This window comes from Streptomyces bottropensis ATCC 25435 (assembly GCF_000383595.1).
In the GTDB taxonomy this organism is placed as follows: domain Bacteria; phylum Actinomycetota; class Actinomycetes; order Streptomycetales; family Streptomycetaceae; genus Streptomyces; species Streptomyces bottropensis.
The window spans coordinates 735,867-756,217 of the sequence record NZ_KB911581.1; the positions used below are offsets into that span (position 1 = coordinate 735,867).

Below are 20,351 nucleotides of genomic sequence, written 5' to 3' on the forward strand. Positions count from 1 at the left end.
CCCGGAGCGGACTGGAACGGGAAGGCCACCACCGCGTGAGTACATTCGAGCAACCAGAGCCGAGGAACCGCCCCGCGCGGCTCGCCGTCGGGGTGGTCGGCGCCGGCCGCGTCGGTCCCGCGCTGGCGGCGTCGCTCCAGCTGGCGGGTCACCGCCCGGTGGCCGTCTCCGGCGTCTCCGAAGCCTCCCGCCGCCGCGCCGCCGAACTGCTGCCCGACGTCCCGCTGATGCCCCCCGCCGACGTGCTGCGCCACGCGGACCTGGTCCTGCTGACCGTCCCCGACGACGCCCTGCCGGGGCTGGTCGAGGGCCTCGCCGAGACCGGTTCCGTACGCCCGGGGCAGCTCCTCGTGCACACCTCCGGCCGGTACGGCGCGAAGGTCCTGGACCCCGCTCTCAGGGCCGGCGCGCTGCCGCTGGCGCTGCACCCCGCGATGACGTTCACGGGGACCGCGGTGGACGTGCAGCGGCTCGCGGGGTGCTCCTTCGGGGTCACGGCCCCGCACGAGCTGCGGATGGCCGCCGAGGCGCTGGTGATCGAGATGGGCGGCGAGCCCGAGTGGATCGCCGAGGAGAGTCGCCCGCTCTACCACGCGGCCCTCGCCCTGGGCGCCAACCACCTGGTCACCCTGGTCGCCCAGTCCATGGAGCTGTTGCGCACGGCCGGTGTCACCGCCCCCGACCGCATGCTCGGCCCCCTGCTCGGCGCCGCCCTGGACAACGCGCTCAGGTCGGGCGACGCGGCGCTCACCGGCCCCGTCGCGCGCGGGGACGCCGGCACGGTCGCCGCGCACGTCGCCGAGCTGCGCGCGCACGCACCGGCCACCGTCGCCGGGTATCTGGCGATGGCCCGCGCGACCGCCGACCGCGCCCTCGCCCACGGCCTGCTCAAGCCGGAACTGGCCGAGGACCTCCTCGGCGTGCTCGCGGGCACGACGGAAGGCACCGCAGGTGCGGGCGGCACCGACGGGACCGACGGGACCGAAGGGGACACCCGATGACCACCACCGTGCTGCGCACCGCCGACGAACTGCACGCACGCGCGGGTGCGGGACGCCGGGCCGTCGTGATGACCATGGGCGCCCTGCACGAGGGCCACGCCACCCTGATCCGCACCGCGCGGGAGATCGCGGGCGGCACGGGCGAGGTCGTGGTGACGGTCTTCGTCAACCCCCTCCAGTTCGGCGCCGGCGAGGACCTCGACCGCTATCCGCGCACCCTGGACGCCGACGTCGAGCTCGCCGAGGCCGCGGGCGCCGACGTGGTGTTCGCCCCGGCCGTGGACGAGGTCTACCCGGGCGGCGAACCCCAGGTCCGGATCACCGCGGGTCCCATGGGGGAGCGCCTGGAGGGCGCCGCCCGCCCCGGCCACTTCGACGGCATGCTCACCGTCGTCGCCAAGCTGCTGCACCTCACCCGCCCCGACGTGGCGCTCTACGGCCAGAAGGACGCCCAGCAGCTCGCCCTGATCCGCCGCATGGTCCGCGACCTGAACTTCCGGATGGACATCGTGGGCGTGCCGACCGTCCGGGAGGACGACGGCCTGGCCCTGTCCAGCCGCAACCGGTATCTGTCCACCGAGGAGCGCCGCACCGCCCTCGCCCTCTCCCAGGCGCTGTTCGCGGGCCGTGACCGGCACGCCGCGCAGGAGGCGCTGCGCGCGCGGGCCCGCGAGGTGCCCGCCACGCGCGCGCGTGCCGAGGCCCTGAGCGCGATCGGCGAGTCCCGCGCGGCCGCCGACGCGCACGCCATGGCCAAGTCCGCCCCCGGCGGCCCGGCCGCCGTCCGCGCCGCCGCCCGCCTGGTCCTCGACGAGGCCCTGCGCATGAAGCCGCCGCTCGCCCTGGACTACCTGGCCCTGGTCGACCCGTCCGACTTCACCGACATCCCCGACGACTTCACCGGCGAGGCCGTCCTCGCCGTCGCGGCCCGGGTGGGGACGACACGGCTGATCGACAACATCCCCCTGACCTTCGGAGCCGCCTCGTGACCAGCACAGGCATACGACTGCACGCGCCGGCCCCGGGCTGGTCCGTCGACGCCGACGTCGTGGTCGTCGGCTCGGGCGTCGCCGGCCTCACCGCCGCGCTGCGCTGCGAGGCCGCCGGCCTCAGCACGGTCGTCGTCACCAAGGCCCGCCTCGACGACGGCTCCACCCGCTGGGCCCAGGGCGGCATCGCCGCCGCTCTCGGCGAGGGCGACACCCCCGAGCAGCACCAGGACGACACCCTGGTGGCCGGCGCGGGCCTGTGCGACGAGGAGGCGGTACGGCTCCTCGTCACCGAGGGCCCCGACGCCGTACGCCGCCTGATCGCGACCGGCGCCCACTTCGACGAGTCGGAGGAGGGCGGCCTGGAGCTGACCCGCGAGGGCGGCCACCACCGCCGCCGCATCGCCCACGCGGGCGGCGACGCGACCGGCGCCGAGATCTCCCGGGCACTCGTCGAGGCGGTCCGCGCGCGGGGACTGCGCACGGTGGAGAACGCGCTCGTCCTGGACCTCCTGCTGGACGCCGACGGCCGCACCGCCGGTGTCACCCTGCACGTCATGGGCGAGGGCCAGCACGACGGCGTGGGAGCCGTCCACGCCCCGGCGGTCGTCCTCGCGACGGGCGGCATGGGCCAGGTCTTCTCGGCGACGACCAACCCGTCGGTGTCCACCGGCGACGGCGTCGCGCTCGCGCTCCGGGCCGGCGCCGAGGTCTCCGACCTCGAATTCGTCCAGTTCCACCCGACCGTGCTGTTCCTGGGCGCCGACGCGGAGGGCCAGCAGCCCCTCGTCTCCGAGGCCGTACGCGGCGAGGGCGCCCACCTGGTCGACGCCGGCGGTGTCCGCTTCATGCTCGGGCAGCACGAGCTGGCCGAACTGGCGCCCCGCGACATCGTCGCCAAGGGCATCATGCGCCGCATGCAGGAACAGGGCGCCGAGCACATGTACCTCGACGCCCGGCACTTCGGCGCCCACATGTGGGAGCACCGCTTCCCGACGATCCTCGCCGCCTGCCGCGCCCACGGCCTCGACCCCGTCACCGAACCCATCCCGGTCGCCCCGGCCGCCCACTACGCCTCCGGCGGGGTGCGCACCGACTCCCACGGCCGCACCACCGTCCCCGGCCTCTACGCCTGCGGCGAGGTCGCCTGCACCGGCGTCCACGGCGCCAACCGGCTGGCCTCGAACTCCCTCCTGGAGGGCCTGGTCTACGCCGAGCGCATCGTCGCCGACATCGCCGCCGCCCACGCGGGCGACGACCTCCACGCGCGCGTGCCCCAGCCCGTCCCGTACGCCGAGAAGCCCGCGCACCCGCTGCTCGAACCGGAGATCCGCTTCGCGATCCAGCGGACCATGACCGAGGGCGCCGGCGTCCTGCGCTCCGCGACCTCCCTCGCGACCGCCGCGGCGGCCCTGGACCGGCTGCACGCGCAGGCCCGCGACACCCTCGCCGAGAACGGCAAGACGGCCGAGCCCGGCGTCGACACCTGGGAGACCACCAACCTCCTGTGCGTGGCCCGCGTCCTGGTCGCCGCCGCCCGGCTGCGTGAGGAGACGCGCGGCTGCCACTGGCGCGAGGACCGCGCCGACCGCGACGACGCCGCCTGGCGCCGCCACATCGTCGTACGGCTGAATCCGGACCGGACCCTCGCCGTACACACCACCGATACCGCAGACTTCCCCCCGACCCGGCCGCATCACCAGGAGCAGTGACAGACGTGAGCACCCCCGAACTTCCCCTCGCCTCCGGCGGCGGCTGCGGCGACGGCTGCGCCTGTGGCGCAGCCGACGGGCCGGCCGAAGAGGAGTACCTGGAGTGCGGGCTCGACCCCGCGCTCGCCCAGCTCCTGGCCGACGCCGGGCTCGATCCCGTGGAGGTCGAGGACATCGCCAACGTCGCGATCCAGGAGGACCTCGACCACGGTGTGGACGTCACCACGGTCGCGACCATCCCCGAGGACGCCCGCGCCACCGCCGACTTCACCGCCCGCGAGGGCGGCGTCGTGGCGGGCCTCAGGATCGCCGAGGCGGTTCTCTCGGTCGCCTGCACGGACGAGTTCGAGGTCGAGCGGCACGTCGACGACGGCGACCGCGTCGAGGCCGGCCAGAAGCTCCTCAGCGTCACCGGCGCCACCCGCGACCTCCTCACCGCCGAGCGCAGCGCCCTGAACCTGCTGTGCCGCCTCTCCGGCATCGCCACCGCCACGCGCGCGTGGGCGGACACCCTGGAGGGCACGAAGGCGAAGGTGCGCGACACCCGTAAGACGACGCCGGGTCTGCGCTCCCTGGAGAAGTTCGCGGTCCGCTGCGGCGGCGGGGTCAACCACCGCATGTCCCTCTCGGACGCGGCCCTCGTCAAGGACAACCACGTGGTCGCCGCCGGTGGTGTCGCCCAGGCCTTCGAGGCCGTGCGCGCGATGTTCCCCGAGGTGCCCATCGAGGTCGAGGTGGACACCCTCCACCAGTTGCGCGAGGTCATCGACGCGGGCGCCGACCTGATCCTCCTCGACAACTTCACGCCGATCGAGTGCGAGGAGGCCGTGGCGCTCGTCGACGGCCGCGCCCTCCTGGAGGCGTCGGGCCGCCTGACCCTCACCAACGCGAAGGCGTACGCGGACACCGGCGTCGACTTCCTGGCCGTCGGGGCCCTGACGCACTCGTCCCCGATCCTGGACATCGGCCTCGACCTGCGCGCGGCCGAGTAGAGCGGGGACGGCCATGCTGCTGACGATCGACGTGGGCAACACCCACACCGTCCTCGGTCTGTTCGACGGCGAGGACATCGTCGAACACTGGCGCATCTCCACCGACGCGCGCCGCACCGCCGACGAACTGGCGGTCCTCCTCCAGGGCCTCATGGGCATGCACCCGCTCCTCGGCGAGGAACTGGGCGACGGCATCGACGGCATCGCCATCTGCGCCACCGTCCCGTCCGTCCTGCACGAGCTGCGCGAGGTGACCCGCCGCTACTACGGCGACGTCCCCGCGGTCCTCGTCGAGCCGGGGGTCAAGACGGGCGTCCCGATCCTCACGGACAACCCCAAGGAGGTCGGCGCCGACCGCATCATCAACGCCGTCGCCGCCGTCGAGCTGTACGGCGGCCCGGCCGTCGTCGTCGACTTCGGTACGGCGACGACGTTCGACGCGGTCAGCGCGCGCGGGGAGTACGTGGGCGGCGTCATCGCCCCCGGCATCGAGATCTCCGTCGAGGCGCTCGGCGTCAAGGGCGCCCAGCTCCGCAAGATCGAGGTGGCCCGGCCGCGCAGTGTGATCGGCAAGAACACGGTCGAGGCGATGCAGTCCGGGATCGTCTACGGGTTCGCCGGGCAGGTCGACGGGGTGGTGGGCCGGATGGTCCGTGAGCTGGCCGACGATCCCGAGGACGTGACGGTCATCGCGACGGGTGGGCTCGCGCCGATGGTGCTCGGCGAGTCGTCCGTGATCGACGAACACGAGCCGTGGCTGACGCTGATCGGGTTGCGGCTGGTCTACGAGCGGAACGTGTCGCGTCTCTGAGGGGCGCGGTGGGGGGTGAGGGCGGGGCGCGTCGGCGGGTGCGGGTGAGTGGGAACTGCGCGAGACGCCCCACCGGACCCGCACCCGCCGACGCACCCACACCCCACACACCCCACACCCCCACCCCTCACCACGCCCCCGGTCCACCCAGGCGGGTGGTCCCCCGCGCCACACGCCCCCATCAACCCTCTTTTGTCTGATTAGCGCGTATCGTCGCCGCATGCCCACGCCCCACGGAACCCGCGGCGGCATGGCGTTCGGCGCCGAGGAGCTTCGCGTGCTCCGCCGTGCCCTCGCCCTCGCCCTCAACCCCACCCCCGCCTCGGCGCAGGAGGTGCAGGACTGCCTCCGGCTCGCCGAGTCCGTCGACGAGGCGACCCGTGAGGAAGCCCGTCTGAGGGCCTTCCTGCTGGCCGACCTCGCCCGCTACCGGGCCGCCCTCCCCGGCACCGTCACGGGCTACGCGGCCCTCCTCGCGCAGGCCCTGGACGCCGGGTACCACCCCCGCCCGGACGATCTCGCCGCCCTGCGCGCGCTGCGCGGCAACCCCACCGCCGCGTCCCTCCTGGAGCGTTGCCGCCCGATGATCGTCCCCGCCTCCCGCTCCGGCTCCGGCCGCTCCCGGCTCCGGCTCACCGCCCTCCCCGGCGGCCTGCCGGCATCCGCCACGCGCGCGTACGCCGCCGCCGGGGACCCCGCCGAGCCCAAGCCCGCCCGGCCGTCCCGTCCCGCCCGGCCCGCCGAGAAGCCGGGCCCCGTGCCCCGCCCGGACGCCCCGAGCCCGGCCCGCCGCCCCGTCCCCACCCCCGGCGAGGTCTTCCCGCCCAAGCGCAGACCGGCCGCCCCGCCCGCGAACCCGCCCCAACAGCTGGCCGCCGTCTGACGCTGGCTACCCTGGACCCATGGACTACGTCTCCGCGCTGCTGCCCCCCTTCGTGATGGCCGTGCTGTTCATCGCCGTCATCAGGGTGATCGTGAAGACCCAGGGCGGGCCCAACAAGGCCAAGGAGGACGCGGTGGTCGACGCGGCCCTCGCCCGCGCGGAGAACGCCCGCCAGGCCGGCGACGGCCCGAAGGGCACCAGCGCCTGACGCGACACCTCCCTCGGCGTACGACTCGTGTGTTTTTCGAGTCGTACGCCCTTTTTGTTCTGTCTGTCGGGGTCTCTTCGGATATTGTGCGGAACTGTGCCTCGCCCCTTGGGAGAACTCGAAGACGCGGTCATGACGCGGGTGTGGAAGTGGAACCGCCCGGTGACCGTTCGGGAAGTCCTGGAAGACCTCCAGAAGGAACGGTCCATCGCGTACACCACGGTGATGACCGTTCTGGACAATCTCCATCAGAAGGGCTGGGTGCGCCGGGAGGCGGAAGGCCGGGCCTATCGATATGAGGCGGTCTCCACACGCGCTGCCTACGCGGCCGCACTGATGAACGAGGCCTGGTCGCAGAGCGACAACCCGGCGGCGGCCCTCGTCGCCTTCTTCGGGATGATGAGCGAGGAACAGCGGCAGGCGCTCACCGACGCCGTACGCATCGTGCAGGGCCCCGACGCCGTCAAACCCGAACCGGCCGACACCGCCGCCCCGGTCGTCGAAACCCCTGTTGAAACCGCCGGCGAATCCGCCGAATCGTCCGGTGAAACACAGGGGACCCCCGGCGAATCCCCGGATCTCCCCGGGCGATAGCGTCCGCTCATGCCAGCATCGCGTCCCGAAGTCACCTCAAAAGCCATCACCGTCCGGCGGGCTCGGACCAGCGATGTCCCGCACGTGCGCCGCCTGCTCGACGCGTACGTCCAGTCCAGCATCCTGCTGGACAAAGCGACGGTCACGCTTTACGAGGACCTTCAGGAGTTCTGGGTCGCGGAACGGGACGACAACGCCGAGGTCGTCGGCTGCGGCGCGCTGCACGTGATGTGGGAAGACCTCGCGGAAGTCCGCACTCTCGCCGTGCACCCGGAAGCCAAGGGTCTCGGCGTCGGCCACCAGTTGCTGGAGAAGTTGCTCCACACCGCTCGCTGGCTGGGTGTTCGCCGGGTTTTCTGTCTGACCTTCGAAGTCGAGTTCTTCGCGAAGCACGGCTTCGTGGAGATCGGCGAGACTCCGGTGGACACCGATGTCTACGCCGAGCTGCTGCGTTCCTATGACGAGGGCGTCGCGGAGTTCCTCGGTCTCGAACGGGTGAAACCGAACACCTTGGGCAACAGCCGGATGCTTCTGCATCTGTGATCGTCGGCCGATCCGCAAGGAAGGCCGGGCTTCATCGGGGAACCTCGACTCCTATTCAACAGGGGTTCGCCTTGCCCGGGTGCCCTATGTCCGAAACGCGCATGTTTCCGGTCTTCCCAGGGCTGCCCGCCCTCTCCGCGGTCTCTCCCCGGTCTCTCCCAGGGGTTTGTGTTTTTCCTGGAAAAGCGGTTTGCTTTCCGACGTACTGCAGTACTGCATATAACAGGGGACGCGAAACAGCGGCGCACGCCGCAGGCCCTCGACCCTGAAGTTACCGATGAAAGGAAATCCGGTGGCACAGAAGGTTCAGGTCCTTCTTGTCGATGACCTCGACGGCGGCGAGGCGGACGAGACCGTGACGTTCGCGCTGGACGGCAAGACCTACGAGATCGACCTCACGACCGCCAACGCGGACAAGCTGCGCGGCCTTCTCGACCCCTACGTCAAGGGTGGTCGGCGTACCGGGGGCCGTGCTGCGGGCGGGCGCGGCAAGACCCGTGCGGCCGTCGGCGGCAGCCAGGACACCGCGGCCATCCGCGCCTGGGCGAAGGAGAACGGCTACGAGGTCAACGACCGCGGTCGCGTTCCCGCCTCCATCCGCGAGGCCTACGAGAAGGCCAACGGCTGAGATTCCGACGGCCCGGTGCTCGCGCGCCGCAGCCGGACGCGGTGGCAGTGCGTCGCCACCGTGTCCAGCACCCGCACGAGGTCGGGGGCGCCCCCACCGCCCCCCAACGCCGACATGTTCGGCAGCGAGGGTTCCACCTCGCACCCCGGCTCGGGGGGCCGCAACCACTCGGCGGCCCCCTGTGAACCGGCCTCCCCGCGCCCGCCCACCCGCCTTCCGGCCCCGCCCGGAGGCGCCGGCGCCGCCAGGTGACCGCCCGTTCCGACGGCAGTGAGGTCCAGGTCGAGGCCGCCCCAGTCCAGCCACTCCAGCAGGCCCGGCAGCTCCTCCGCGCAGCCCGCCGCGACCAGCAGCAGCATCCGCCCCTCGCACAGCGCCACCGGTGAGCCCGGCCCCGGCACCGGGCCCAGATGCCTGAGCGCCGCGACCCCCGCCTCCGCCGGCACGTCGAGCACATCGAAGCGCAGGCCCGTAATGAGGTGTACGGGCGCCCCGGGCACGGTCGCCCAGCCGAGCTCGTTCTCGTACCACTGCCGCACCGCGTCGCAGGCGACGTCACCCGGAACATCGCGCGCGACGGCACCCGGGAAACCGCTCGGGTCGAGCGGTCGGCGGGGAAGGGGGACGATGGCCATGTCAGGAGCAACCGTGCGAAGAGGCCCGGAGTTACGCTGGGTGTTCGCGCGAGTGCGAAGAGTGCCGGGAAAGGGGGCGTTCGGCGGTGGGTGACGACGCAAGGATGTTCGCCCGTAGCGGAGGGAACCGGTGCATCCGGCATGGAGTGTCAGTCCCTACGGGTAAGACATCCCTAGTGGGAGGGGGCGACACGCAGAAAAGGCCGTCTCACGTTCGCCATCGGCGTACTGATGGTGAGGGTAACTGCCTGGCCTGCGGGAACATCGTCTCGCACCATCGGGTTGGAGCAGATGTCGGCGTTCGGGGTCAGGAGGCCAAGGACGGTGTCGGCAGTTGGAATGAGCGGTCCCCGCTTGCGGGACTAAGCTGCGGAAGGACAGCGAGGGGAGCGTCCCCTCACTGCCTGACCGCTCTGAGGAGCGATTAACGATGTTCGAGAGGTTCACCGACCGCGCGCGGCGGGTTGTCGTCCTGGCTCAGGAAGAAGCCCGGATGCTCAACCACAACTACATCGGCACCGAGCACATCCTCCTGGGCCTGATCCACGAGGGTGAGGGTGTCGCCGCTAAGGCCCTGGAGAGCCTCGGGATTTCGCTCGAGGCGGTCCGCCAGCAGGTGGAGGAGATCATCGGGCAGGGGCAGCAGGCTCCGTCCGGCCACATCCCCTTCACCCCCCGTGCCAAGAAGGTCCTGGAGCTGTCGCTCCGCGAGGCCCTTCAGCTGGGCCACAACTACATCGGCACGGAGCACATCCTGCTCGGCCTGATCCGTGAGGGCGAGGGCGTCGCCGCCCAGGTCCTGGTCAAGCTGGGCGCAGATCTCAACCGGGTGCGGCAGCAGGTCATCCAGCTGCTCTCCGGCTACCAGGGCAAGGAGACCGCCACCGCCGGCGGCCCCGCCGAGGGCACCCCCTCGACGTCCCTGGTCCTTGACCAGTTCGGCCGGAACCTCACCCAGGCCGCTCGTGAGTCCAAGCTCGACCCGGTCATCGGGCGCGAGAAGGAGATCGAGCGGGTCATGCAGGTGCTGTCCCGCCGTACCAAGAACAACCCGGTGCTCATCGGTGAGCCCGGCGTCGGCAAGACCGCCGTCGTCGAAGGCCTCGCCCAGGCCATCGTCAAGGGCGAGGTGCCCGAGACCCTCAAGGACAAGCACCTCTACACCCTCGACCTCGGCGCGCTGGTCGCCGGCTCCCGCTACCGCGGTGACTTCGAGGAGCGCCTGAAGAAGGTCCTCAAGGAGATCCGCACCCGCGGCGACATCATCCTGTTCATCGACGAGCTGCACACGCTGGTCGGTGCGGGTGCCGCCGAGGGCGCCATCGACGCCGCTTCCATCCTGAAGCCGATGCTGGCCCGCGGTGAGCTGCAGACCATCGGTGCCACCACGCTGGACGAGTACCGCAAGCACCTGGAGAAGGACGCGGCCCTGGAGCGCCGCTTCCAGCCCATCCAGGTCGCCGAGCCCTCGCTCCCGCACACCATCGAGATCCTCAAGGGCCTCCGTGACCGGTACGAGGCGCACCACCGCGTCTCCATCACGGACGAGGCCCTGGTGCAGGCGGCGACGCTCGCCGACCGGTACATCTCGGACCGCTTCCTGCCGGACAAGGCGATCGACCTGATCGACGAGGCCGGTTCCCGGATGCGCATCCGCCGGATGACCGCCCCGCCGGACCTCCGCGAGTTCGACGAGAAGATCGCCGGCGTCCGCCGTGACAAGGAGTCCGCGATCGACTCGCAGGACTTCGAGAAGGCCGCCTCCCTGCGCGACAAGGAGAAGCAGCTCCTGGCCGCCAAGGCCAAGCGGGAGAAGGAGTGGAAGGCCGGCGACATGGACGTCGTCGCCGAGGTCGACGGCGAGCTGATCGCCGAGGTCCTCGCGACCGCCACCGGCATCCCGGTCTTCAAGCTGACCGAGGAGGAGTCCTCGCGTCTGCTGCGCATGGAGGACGAGCTCCACAAGCGGGTCATCGGCCAGGTCGACGCCGTCAAGGCGCTGTCGAAGGCGATCCGTCGTACGCGCGCGGGCCTCAAGGACCCGAAGCGTCCCGGTGGTTCGTTCATCTTCGCCGGCCCGTCCGGTGTCGGTAAGACCGAGCTGTCCAAGGCGCTCGCCGAGTTCCTCTTCGGTGACGAGGACGCGCTGATCTCCCTCGACATGTCGGAGTTCAGCGAGAAGCACACGGTCTCCCGTCTCTTCGGTTCGCCCCCCGGCTACGTGGGCTACGAAGAGGGCGGCCAGCTGACCGAGAAGGTCCGCCGCAAGCCGTTCTCCGTCGTCCTCTTCGACGAGGTCGAGAAGGCCCACCCGGACATCTTCAACTCGCTGCTGCAGATCCTGGAGGACGGTCGCCTGACCGACTCCCAGGGCCGGGTCGTGGACTTCAAGAACACGGTCATCATCATGACGACCAACCTCGGCACCCGGGACATCTCCAAGGGCTTCAACCTGGGCTTCGCGGCCTCGGGCGACAAGAAGACCAACTACGAGCGCATGAAGAACAAGGTCTCGGACGAGCTGAAGCAGCACTTCCGGCCCGAGTTCCTCAACCGCGTCGACGACGTCGTCGTCTTCCCGCAGCTGACGCAGGAGGACATCCTCAAGATCGTCGACCTGATGATCGGCAAGGTCGACGAGCGCCTCAAGGACCGGGACATGGGCATCGAGCTCTCCCAGGCCGCGAAGGAACTGCTGTCGAGGAAGGGGTACGACCCCGTGCTGGGCGCCCGGCCGCTGCGCCGGACCATCCAGCGTGAGGTCGAGGACACCCTCTCCGAGAAGATCCTCTTCGGCGAGCTGCGCCCCGGCCACATCGTGGTCGTGGACACCGAGGGCGAGGGCGAGACGGCCACCTTCACCTTCCGGGGTGAGGAGAAGGCGGCGCTGCCGGACGTCCCGCCGATCGAGCAGGCGGCCGGCGGTGCGGGTCCGAACCTGAGCAAGGACGCGTAACCGCCGCGCTCGGCCTGAGCGCGCGAAGGGGCTGCCCCGGGACTTCGGTCCTGGGGCAGCCCCTTTTTTATGCGCCGGGAAGGTGTTCCAACAGGTGTTCGGGTGCGTCGGACACGTTCGGCGCCAGGTCAATGCTCGCCGTCCGCGGGCCGGAAATTCCGGGATTCCGGAAAGGTCTTCCGCGCCCGTGACCGCGTTGAGCGCGAGACCGGTCATGGCGGCAGTACCGGCCCCGCCGCCCAGCCCGTGGCGTTCCGGTGCAGGCGCAATTCCTGAGGCTCAGCCGCTTCACCGAGCGCATATGACGCGCTCCGCGCGGCCCGGTGAACCGCGGCGCGTCCCGGGTGAATCGCAGGTACTCCAGCGGCAGGTGCCGTTGGAAGCGCCTCATCGACGGATTCCGCGCAGAGCGGGACAGCGGTGGCGAGCGCCTCGCAGGGTGGCCGAGGCTCCTGGTGGATGAAGGGCGCCCGGTCTTTCCAGCGTCGCGAGGGAGTTCATGGAGAGCCAGGTGAGCGGGAGTGATTGAGCGTGTCCTGCTCGGCCAGGAAATCGAGATTCCCGAGGACACGGTTGTCGCGTACGACGATTTCCCGACCTGGCCCGGACGGAGAGCGGAACGGATGTCGGCGGATTCGATGTCGCCGACGATCTGGATCCTGCGGCGAATCCCCGGGCGACGCAGCGCCCTGAGCTGAGTTGTGCCTGCCTGGCAGTCCAGCCGTCACCGACGGCCGATGTAGGCGAGGGCCCGTCCTGCCGGGGCCGGCGGCCACGCGTAGTTTCTGGTCAGCGGTGTCACCGCGCTCGATGCCGGGCGAAGGCCTATCGCTGACGCTTCCACTCTTCTCCCCTGGGGTGGTGTGGTTCGGGAGGGGAGCATTTCCCGCGGGTTTCGAGTGATGCGGGTCGCGTTGGCGGGGTCACATTTCGCGGCTTTCCGATTCCGGGGGCGGTGACATGGCGCACTCGGGGTTCGGGCGGTACTACGCGGAATAGTGGATGGCGCCTGTGGGGCAAAACGGACTTTTAGGTCTAGGGGTGTGGGTTTCGGGGGGTGGTGTGCAGGTGGGGAGGTGTTTGGGGGCGGCTGTCAAGGAGTGGGGGGATTTCTGATGGAGTACGACGTTCGGTCGTAGGTCACACGTTTGGGGGCTTTCGGGGCTTAGGGGTACCAAGGGGTGTCCCGTTCGGCGGCCGCGAGGTGCGCCGGGTGGGATTCGTGTCCGTCGAGGCACAGTCCCTGTCTCCGTTCCCCGTGAGGTACTCCATGTCGCAGCGTGTTCGCACTCCCCGTACCCGTACGTCCCAGCTCCGTGTCCGTGCCGCCGTGATGGCCGTCGGGATGGGGGTCTCGGGTGTGCTGGGGGCCGGGATCGCGTCCGCCGCCGACGGGGCTCCGGCCGCGAGCGCCGGTACCGTCCAGGCCGCCGCCAAGAAGGCGGCCTCCTGGGTCAGCCCGGTCAAGGGTTACAAGCTGAGCGCGCGGTTCGCGCAGGCCGGCAACATGTGGTCCGCCAAGCACAGCGGGCAGGACTTCGCCGTCAAGAGCGGTACGTCGGTCTTCGCCGCGCACGGCGGCACCGTCGTGAAGGCCGGTGGCAACGGTGCCGGTGACGGTCCCGCGTACGGCAACGCCGTCGTCATCAAGCACGCCAACGGCCAGTTCTCGCAATACGCCCACCTCTCGAAGGTCGGCGTGAAGGCCGGGCAGGTCGTCAAGACCGGGCAGCGCATAGCCTTCTCCGGCAACACCGGTAACTCCAGCGGCCCGCACCTGCACTTCGAGATCCGTACGACCGCCAACTACGGTTCCGCCGTCGACCCCGTCGCCTTCCTGCGCGTCAAGGGTGTCACCGTCTGAGGCCGCGGGTGAGCGTGCCGGGTCAGCACGGGCCGTAGTCCTGGCCCGTGCCGCACATCGGGGTGTCCGCGTAGTAGTCGATGAAGAACACCATGAGCACGAGCATCACGACCGTCACCGCCGCCGTGACGGCGAGGGCGACATGGTGGCGTCCACGGAGGAACTCCGCGCGTTCCTCGTCGGTCATGCGGGCGTAGTCCTCGGCGTTCACGGGGCCTCCTCGTGCGGATGCTCGGGAGGTCCCCGAAGGCACTGAGGGTTTACCCGGATACAGGGCCCTTCAAGAGCGTTGCTCAGGTTTTCAGGGACTTTGGGTGCCCGCGTGGGCCTGGGTCACCAGATCGATCGCGACCTCCAGGACCGCCTCGCGCTTCTCCTCGGGGTCGCCTTCGACGTCCCGGAGGACGAACATGCCGGCGTGCATGGTGAACAGGGCGCTCGTGCAGCGGACCTGGTCGGTCAGGGCGGCGTCGGGTTCCTTGATGGTGTCGACCAGGCGGATCATCCGGTCCTTGAACGACTCCCCGACGCTCAGCTCGCGTACCGTCGCCTGGTTCTCCTGCATGAAGCGGAACAGGGGCGCCACGTCGGCCAGGGCCACGCTGTAGCGGCGCAGGATCTCGCGCTTGGTGTCGAGGGTGCGCGGCTGGGTGCCGGCCCACTCGATCAGTTCGTCGATCGGCCGCTGCAGATCCTGGAAGAGACTGATGAGGATGTCTTCCTTGGTCTTGAAGTGGTAGTAGAGCGCCGCCTTCGTCACGTCGAGGCGTTCGGCGATCTCCCGCAACGAGGTCTTCTCGTACCCCTGTTCGGCGAAGAGTTCGAGGGCGACGTCCTGGATGCGCTGACGGGTGTCGCCGCGGCGCTGCCGTTTCGCCGTCACCCGTGTCACGTCCGTCGCGTCCGCTGTCGGGTCGCTCATCCTCGTACTCCTCGCCGTCGCGGAAGGCCTGGGCCGGTCAAGGCTCGGCCAAGCCCGTCGAACTTACTTGACGCCCGGCTAGTTAGGGACCTAGCTTCCCTTAGTGTAGACAACTAGCCGGTCGGCAAGTAAGTACTCGGTGGCTCCGGGGGGAGTGGAGGACCGCAATGGACGCGGAGACGAAGAACGAAGTGAGCGGTGGGGCCGAGAAGGACGGGCCGCAGCCGCGCAGTGTGCGGGTGGTACTGCTCGCACTCATGATCGCCATGCTGCTGGCGATGCTCGACAACATGATCATCGGCACCGCGATGCCGACGATCGTGGGCGAGCTGGGGGGCCTGGAACACCTCTCCTGGGTCGTGACCGCGTACACGCTCGCGACCGCGGCCTCCACTCCGATCTGGGGCAAGCTCGGCGACCTCTACGGCCGCAAGCGGGTCTTCATGACCTCGATCGTGATCTTCCTGATCGGGTCGGCGCTGAGCGGGATGGCCCAGGACATGGGCCAGCTGATCGCGTTCCGCGCGGTGCAGGGGCTCGGTGCCGGTGGCCTGATGGTCGGCGTCATGGCGATCATCGGCGACCTGATTCCGCCGCGTGAGCGGGGCAAGTACCAGGGGATGATGGCCGGTGTCATGGCCCTGGCCATGATCGCCGGGCCGCTGGTGGGCGGGTCCATCACCGACCACTGGGGCTGGCGCTGGTCCTTCTACATCAACCTGCCGCTCGGGGTCGTGGCGCTGGTCGCCATCAGTGCCGTACTGCATCTGCCGAAGCCGTCGCGGGACGGCCGGTCGGCACGGGACATCGACTATCTGGGCGCCGCCCTGCTCACCGTCGGCATCACGGCGATCGTGCTGGTCACGACGTGGGGCGGGACCGAGTACGCCTGGGGGTCGGCCGTCGTCATGGAGCTGATCGCGCTCGGTGTGGCCTCGCTGGTCGGCTTCCTCTTCGTGCAGAAGCGGGTGGCGGATCCGGTGATCCCGCTGCACATCTTCCGCAGCCGGAACTTCACGCTGATGTCCCTGATCGGTTTCTTCACCGGGTTCGTGATGTTCGGCGCGGTGCTGTTCCTGCCGCTGTTCCAGCAGTCCGTGCAGGGCGCGTCCGCGACCAACTCCGGGCTGTTGCTGCTGCCGATGCTGGGCGCGATGCTCGCGGTGTCGATGGTGGCCGGACGGGTCACCACGGGAAGCGGTCGCTACAAGATCTTCCCGGTCGTCGGGAGCGTCCTGATGATCGTGGGCCTGTTCCTGCTGGCGCAGATGGACACCGGGACGAGCCGGGTGACGTCCGGGGTGTACATGGCGGTGCTGGGTGCCGGTATGGGCTGCCTGATGCAGATCACCATGCTGGTCGCGCAGAACAGCGTCGAGATGAAGGACATGGGTGTCGCCTCCTCGACCACCACACTGGCCCGGACGCTCGGGTCGTCCTTCGGCGTCGCGATCATGGGCGCGCTGTTCAACAGCCGTGTGCAGGACGTGATGGCCGAGCGGGCCGGGGCGCTGGGGTCCCAGGTGACCGAGCGGTCGGCACAGCTGGACGCGGCGAGCCTGGCGAAGTTGCCGGTGGCGGCGCGGGAGGCGTACCAGTACGCGGTCTCTTCGGGGACGCACTCGGCGTTCCTGCTGGGGGCGATCGTGTCCGTGGTGGCGTTGGTGGCCGCGGTGTTCGTGAAGGAGGTGCCGTTGCGGGGGGCCGGGGGGACGCCTGCGGTGGGCTCCGCCGGTGAGGCCGCGGTTCGGGAGACGGCGGCGATCTGATTACGCCGTGTGCCTTTGACCCCCTGAGCGCGCATGAGAGCTCGGGGGGTTCGGTGCGTTGGCGGGTGCGGGTGCGTCGTGGTTGCTCGCGCAGTTCCCCGCGCCCCTAGAAGACCGGGCCCCACTCACCCGCGGATGACCCACGACCCCCGGGTCACATCGGCAGCATCGGATAGCTGCCCGTGTTCGTGGGGGCGTGTTCCGGGAGCCACAGGACCGCGACCGCGCCCTCGGACGGGACGTTGTCCGGGGAGCCGGGCGGGCGGACGTTGCGGAAGGTGAGGCGGGCGCCCAGGACGCGGGCCTGCCCGGCGGCGATCGTGAGCCCGAGGCCGTGCCCCTGGCCCGCGCGGTCGGAGGCGCCGGTGCGGAAACGGCGCGGACCGTCCGCGAGCAGGTCCTCGGGGAAGCCGGGCCCATGGTCGCGGACGCGGATGACACGGCCCTCGACGGACACCTCGATCGGCGGCCTGCCGTGCTTCGCCGCGTTCGCCAGGAGGTTGAGCAGGACGCGTTCGAGCCGGCGCGGATCCGTCGTCACCTCCGACTCGTGCACGATCCGCACCCGCACTTCCGCGTCCTTCGCCGCCACCCGCCGGGCCACGAACTCGCCCAGCATGATGTCCTGCAACTCGGCCCGCTCGGACGCCCCGTCCAGGCGCGCCACCTCCAGCACGTCCTCCACGAGCGTCCGCATCGCCTGCGCCCGGTCGCGGACCAGCTCGGAGGGCCGGCCCGGCGGCAGCAGTTCCGCCGCCGTGAGCAGACCGGTCACCGGCGTACGCAGCTCGTGCGCGATGTCGGCCGTCACCCGCCGCTCCGCCTCGATACGTTGGCGCAGTGTGTCGGCCATGGCGTCCACGGCCCGCGCCAGCTCCGCGGTCTCGTCGCGTACGACACCGCCGATCGCGTCCTGCACCCGTACGTCGGACTCGCCCATGGCCACCTCGTGCGCGGCGGCGGCCGCCTTGCGCAGCCGGCGGGACATCTGGCCGCCGATGAGCACCCCGAGGGCCGAGCCGCCGAAGACCACCGCGATGGAACCGATGAGCAGGGCCTGGTCGAGGTCGCGCAGCACCGCGGAGCTGTGGTCGGTGAAGTCGGTGTGCAGGGAGAGGACGCGCTTGTCCTTCAGCGGGACGGCCGCCCAGATGTCGGGCACCCCGTTGCGGCCCTCGGACACATAGGTGGCCCGGCGGCCCTCCGCGACCTTGGCCAGGAGGTCCTTGGGGATGTCGGGGTCGTCGAGCCGCACCCCGAAGGCACCGGACTTCAGCGGACGTCCCGACTCGTACATGCGCTGGGCGACCTGGATGCGCTCGTCGGCGAGGTCGCGCGAGTTGTCGAGCATCGAGACCCGCGCCGCGTTGTGCACGACCAGGCTCAGCGCGACCGCGACCAGCGCGCCGACCAGCGCGATCGCCGCGCTCAACTGCCACCGCAGGCCGGTGCGGATGCCCGAGGCGAGCCCCGCGCGGGACCGGCGGCCGCCGGCGCCCGACGGCTCCGGCGGCCGCCCCCCTCGTACCGCCCTCGTGTTCATCTGCCCCGCCCCGCTCAGGCCTTGAGCTTGTAGCCGAAGCCGCGGACCGTCTCGATGCGGTCCTGGCCGATCTTCACGCGGAGTCGCTGGACGTGGACGTCGACGACCCGGGTGTCGCCGCCCCAGCCGTAGTCCCACACGCGTTCGAGCAGCTTGTCGCGGGAGAGGACCGTGCCGGGGGCCGACGAGAACTCCAGCAGCAGCCGCATCTCGGTCGGCGTCAGCGCCACCGGCACCCCGGACTTCAGAACCTCCATGCCCTCGGTGTCGATGACCAGTTCGCCGAAGGTGAGCACTCCGCCGGTGCTCGCGGCCCCGGCCTCCTCGCCCTTGGCGTCACCGCTCGCGTGCCCGAAGCGGCGCAGCACCGCGCGGATCCGGGCGACCAGGACGGCACCGTCGAACGGCTTCGTCACGTAGTCGTCGGCGCCCGCCTCCAGGCCCAGCACCACGTCGATGGAGTCGGCGCGTGCCGAGAGCATGATCACGGGGACGGTCGACTCGTCACGGATACGGCGGCACAGGGAGACCCCGTCCAGGCCCGGCACCATGACGTCGAGGAGGGCGATGTCCGGCCGGTCCGCGCGGAACGCCTCCAGCCCGGACAGCCCGTCGGGCATGGCCGTGACCGCGAAGCCGTCGCGCTCCAGCGCGAGCTGGGTGGCCTCGCGGATCACGTCGTCGTCCTCGACGAACAGGACATGGGTCTGCTCTGCCATCCGGTGATCTCGCTCGCTCTCGGTCGGGGGTGGGACGAACCGGTCGGGTCGCCGCGCGCGGCGCGGCTCCCGGCGCCCGGGTCAGCCCGGCTCGGGGGTCGCCGTCTCCGTGCCGCCCACCGCGCTGCTGTACTCGGTGCGCGTGCTGGAGCGCTGTACGAAGCTGTCCTTGATCCAGCGGTAGGTCGTGACCTCCTCGCTGGACGGGTAGGAGGACGGGTCGCCATTCTCGTACAGCTGCCGGGTGACCATGAGGTCGCCCCGGTCGATCTCCGCGTAGACGGGGGGCTGTTCGGACAGGAAGACGCTCCGGTACGCCCCCTTCTCCGAGCGGTACACGTACGACGCCACCCCTACGGCGTCCGCGCAGGTCATCACGTTGACCACGAGGTCGTCGCCGGCGCCTCCGGTCAGGTTCCCGTAGGTCACGTCCACCGGGTACTCGTCGGCCACGCACGGCTTGAGGTCGCTCTTGACGGTCCGGCTGACCTCCGGGTCCGCGCGGACCATGCGGACGACCTCGTCGACGCTCGGGTGATCACCGCCGCTTTCACCGTCCACCGACGCGGAGACGGACGGCGAGGCCGCGCCCGCCGCGAGGGAGTCGTTGTCGGCCGGGCCCTCGTCGCGGGCGCCGGTGCCGCCCGTGCCGCAGGCGGAGACGGAAAGGCCGAGGGCGGCGAGCACGGCCACCGCCGTGATCACCGCCTTCGGGGCCTGCCGGGCTCCTGGCCCCGGGCCGGCCACTGTGCTCAGGCCGCGCAACGCTCCTGCTCCTCGCTCGCTTCGAACGCGCGGGCGGCACGCTCGTCGATGTTCCGCGACTCCAGCTCCTCGCGGAGCCGGGCCAGCGCACGGTGGAGTGTGCTCTTGACGGTGCCGGCCGACATGCCGAGGGCGGCGGCCGTCTCCTCCGTGGACATCTGCTCCCAGTGTCGCAGGACCACGACACTGCGCTGCTTGGGTGCCAGAACCTTGAGGATGTCCATCAGGAGGGCGCGGTCCGCGTGCTGCTCGGTGGAGTCCTCGATACGGGCGTCCGGCAGCTGCTCGGTCGGGACCTCCTCCAGCTTCCGGGCCCGCCACCACTCCGTCCGCGTGTTGATCATGACCCGGCGCAGATAGGCGTCCGCCAGCCGCTTGTCCGCGATGCCGTCCCAGCGGCCGTACGTCCGGGCCAGCGCGGTCTGCAGCAGATCCTGGGCGTCGACCGGGTCCGGCACGAGCCGACGGGCGCTGCGCAGCAGCGCGTCCTGCCGGGTACGGACGTACTCCTCGAATTCGAGCACCTCGCCGTGCGCCATGATCAACCGCCTCCGTTCCCCGTTTCCGGCGTCCGCGCTGTCGCGCGGCGCCGGTTGTCCGCCACTTCGTCTCGCTGGTGCGATCCGCTCGTGCCGCCTGGTCCGCTGGTTCGTTTCGCGGGTTCCTGCGGTACGCCAATGAAGCTACGGAGGGGTTGTCACGAGGACGTCCGAACCAGCCTGCGGAGAACGCTCGGCTGTCCGTCGGTTGTGTAACAGAAGGAGGAACGGGGTAGAGCAACCTGCCCTTTGGGGCCGGAATGCGCCGGTTCACCCCG

The 20,351-nt window shown here is 70.8% G+C and carries 21 protein-coding genes; 14 read left to right on the top strand and 7 right to left on the bottom strand.

Annotated features, from left to right (window positions below):
• Nucleotides 1-35 precede the first annotated feature (35 nt).
• The 10 genes from STRBO_RS0103270 (at nt 36) to STRBO_RS0103315 (ending at nt 8,361) form a co-directional block, all read left to right on the top strand.
• Complete coding sequence (locus tag STRBO_RS0103270; RefSeq protein WP_028796441.1) at nt 36-1,001, top strand: Rossmann-like and DUF2520 domain-containing protein; 966 nt, start codon at nt 36-38, stop codon at nt 999-1,001.
• Entirely contained in the window at nt 998-1,990 is a 993-nt protein-coding gene (panC, locus tag STRBO_RS0103275) for a pantoate--beta-alanine ligase (RefSeq protein ID WP_005475772.1), read from the top strand. Before STRBO_RS0103270 ends, panC begins: the two co-directional genes overlap by 4 nt.
• The gene (locus tag STRBO_RS0103280; RefSeq protein WP_005475770.1) at nt 1,987-3,702 is read left to right on the top strand and encodes an L-aspartate oxidase; all 1,716 of its coding nucleotides are present in this window, start codon (nt 1,987-1,989) and stop codon (nt 3,700-3,702) included. The genes panC and STRBO_RS0103280 overlap by 4 nt, the downstream gene beginning before the upstream one ends.
• Nucleotides 3,703-3,707: 5 nt before the next feature.
• On the top strand, nt 3,708-4,694 hold the full coding sequence (gene nadC, locus STRBO_RS0103285; RefSeq protein WP_005475769.1) for a carboxylating nicotinate-nucleotide diphosphorylase: 987 nt from the start codon (nt 3,708-3,710) through the stop codon (nt 4,692-4,694).
• A gap of 13 nt (nt 4,695-4,707) precedes the next feature.
• Nucleotides 4,708-5,505, top strand: a complete 798-nt coding sequence (locus tag STRBO_RS0103290) for a type III pantothenate kinase (protein ID WP_005475764.1) — start codon at nt 4,708-4,710, stop codon at nt 5,503-5,505.
• Between the two features lie 220 nt (nt 5,506-5,725).
• Complete coding sequence (locus tag STRBO_RS0103295; protein ID WP_237547563.1) at nt 5,726-6,388, top strand: hypothetical protein; 663 nt, start codon at nt 5,726-5,728, stop codon at nt 6,386-6,388.
• 19 nt (nt 6,389-6,407) lie between these two features.
• Nucleotides 6,408-6,596 (top strand): hypothetical protein, encoded by a 189-nt coding sequence (locus STRBO_RS0103300; protein WP_005475762.1) that lies wholly within the window; start codon nt 6,408-6,410, stop codon nt 6,594-6,596.
• 132 nt (nt 6,597-6,728) lie between these two features.
• A complete protein-coding gene (locus STRBO_RS0103305; RefSeq protein ID WP_020665484.1) occupies nt 6,729-7,190 on the top strand; it encodes a BlaI/MecI/CopY family transcriptional regulator in 462 nt (153 codons plus the stop codon).
• Nucleotides 7,191-7,199: 9 nt separating this feature from the next.
• Complete coding sequence (locus tag STRBO_RS0103310) at nt 7,200-7,733, top strand: amino-acid N-acetyltransferase (protein ID WP_005475760.1); 534 nt, start codon at nt 7,200-7,202, stop codon at nt 7,731-7,733.
• Between the two features lie 292 nt (nt 7,734-8,025).
• On the top strand, nt 8,026-8,361 hold the full coding sequence (locus tag STRBO_RS0103315; protein WP_020113779.1) for a histone-like nucleoid-structuring protein Lsr2: 336 nt from the start codon (nt 8,026-8,028) through the stop codon (nt 8,359-8,361).
• Here the strand turns inward: STRBO_RS0103315 and STRBO_RS0103320 are convergent.
• A complete protein-coding gene (locus STRBO_RS0103320) occupies nt 8,340-8,996 on the bottom strand; it encodes an SCO3374 family protein (RefSeq protein ID WP_005475757.1) in 657 nt (218 codons plus the stop codon). The genes STRBO_RS0103315 and STRBO_RS0103320 overlap by 22 nt on opposite strands.
• A 430-nt stretch (nt 8,997-9,426) precedes the next feature.
• Between STRBO_RS0103320 and STRBO_RS0103325 the strand changes: the two genes are divergently transcribed.
• The 3 genes from STRBO_RS0103325 to STRBO_RS0103335 all read left to right on the top strand — a co-directional run bounded on the left by STRBO_RS0103325 (nt 9,427) and on the right by STRBO_RS0103335 (nt 13,816).
• Nucleotides 9,427-11,952: an ATP-dependent Clp protease ATP-binding subunit gene (locus STRBO_RS0103325; protein WP_005475756.1), complete on the top strand. Its 2,526-nt coding sequence runs from the start codon at nt 9,427-9,429 to the stop codon at nt 11,950-11,952.
• 521 nt (nt 11,953-12,473) lie between these two features.
• Nucleotides 12,474-12,650: a hypothetical protein gene (locus STRBO_RS43655; RefSeq protein ID WP_005475755.1), complete on the top strand. Its 177-nt coding sequence runs from the start codon at nt 12,474-12,476 to the stop codon at nt 12,648-12,650.
• Between the two features lie 572 nt (nt 12,651-13,222).
• Nucleotides 13,223-13,816, top strand: coding sequence for a M23 family metallopeptidase (locus tag STRBO_RS0103335; RefSeq protein WP_028796442.1), 594 nt, complete (start codon nt 13,223-13,225; stop codon nt 13,814-13,816).
• Nucleotides 13,817-13,838: 22 nt separating this feature from the next.
• On the opposite strand, the gene STRBO_RS0103340 is transcribed toward STRBO_RS0103335, so the two are convergent.
• On the bottom strand, nt 13,839-14,027 hold the full coding sequence (locus STRBO_RS0103340; RefSeq protein ID WP_005475753.1) for a hypothetical protein: 189 nt from the start codon (nt 14,025-14,027) through the stop codon (nt 13,839-13,841).
• Between the two features lie 90 nt (nt 14,028-14,117).
• Nucleotides 14,118-14,738: a TetR/AcrR family transcriptional regulator gene (locus tag STRBO_RS0103345; RefSeq protein WP_005475752.1), complete on the bottom strand. Its 621-nt coding sequence runs from the start codon at nt 14,736-14,738 to the stop codon at nt 14,118-14,120.
• 167 nt (nt 14,739-14,905) lie between these two features.
• Between STRBO_RS0103345 and STRBO_RS0103350 the strand changes: the two genes are divergently transcribed.
• Entirely contained in the window at nt 14,906-16,507 is a 1,602-nt protein-coding gene (locus STRBO_RS0103350; protein ID WP_005475751.1) for an MDR family MFS transporter, read from the top strand.
• Between the two features lie 154 nt (nt 16,508-16,661).
• On the opposite strand, the gene cseC is transcribed toward STRBO_RS0103350, so the two are convergent.
• The 4 genes from cseC to STRBO_RS0103370 form a co-directional block, all read right to left on the bottom strand.
• Entirely contained in the window at nt 16,662-18,050 is a 1,389-nt protein-coding gene (gene cseC, locus STRBO_RS0103355) for a two-component system sensor histidine kinase CseC (protein WP_005475749.1), read from the bottom strand.
• A 14-nt stretch (nt 18,051-18,064) separates the two neighbouring features.
• Entirely contained in the window at nt 18,065-18,769 is a 705-nt protein-coding gene (cseB, locus tag STRBO_RS0103360; RefSeq protein ID WP_005475747.1) for a two-component system response regulator CseB, read from the bottom strand.
• 81 nt (nt 18,770-18,850) lie between these two features.
• On the bottom strand, nt 18,851-19,534 hold the full coding sequence (locus STRBO_RS0103365; RefSeq protein ID WP_020665485.1) for a hypothetical protein: 684 nt from the start codon (nt 19,532-19,534) through the stop codon (nt 18,851-18,853).
• Entirely contained in the window at nt 19,522-20,073 is a 552-nt protein-coding gene (locus STRBO_RS0103370; protein ID WP_020113781.1) for a SigE family RNA polymerase sigma factor, read from the bottom strand. Before STRBO_RS0103370 ends, STRBO_RS0103365 begins: the two co-directional genes overlap by 13 nt.
• Nucleotides 20,074-20,351 lie beyond the last annotated feature (278 nt).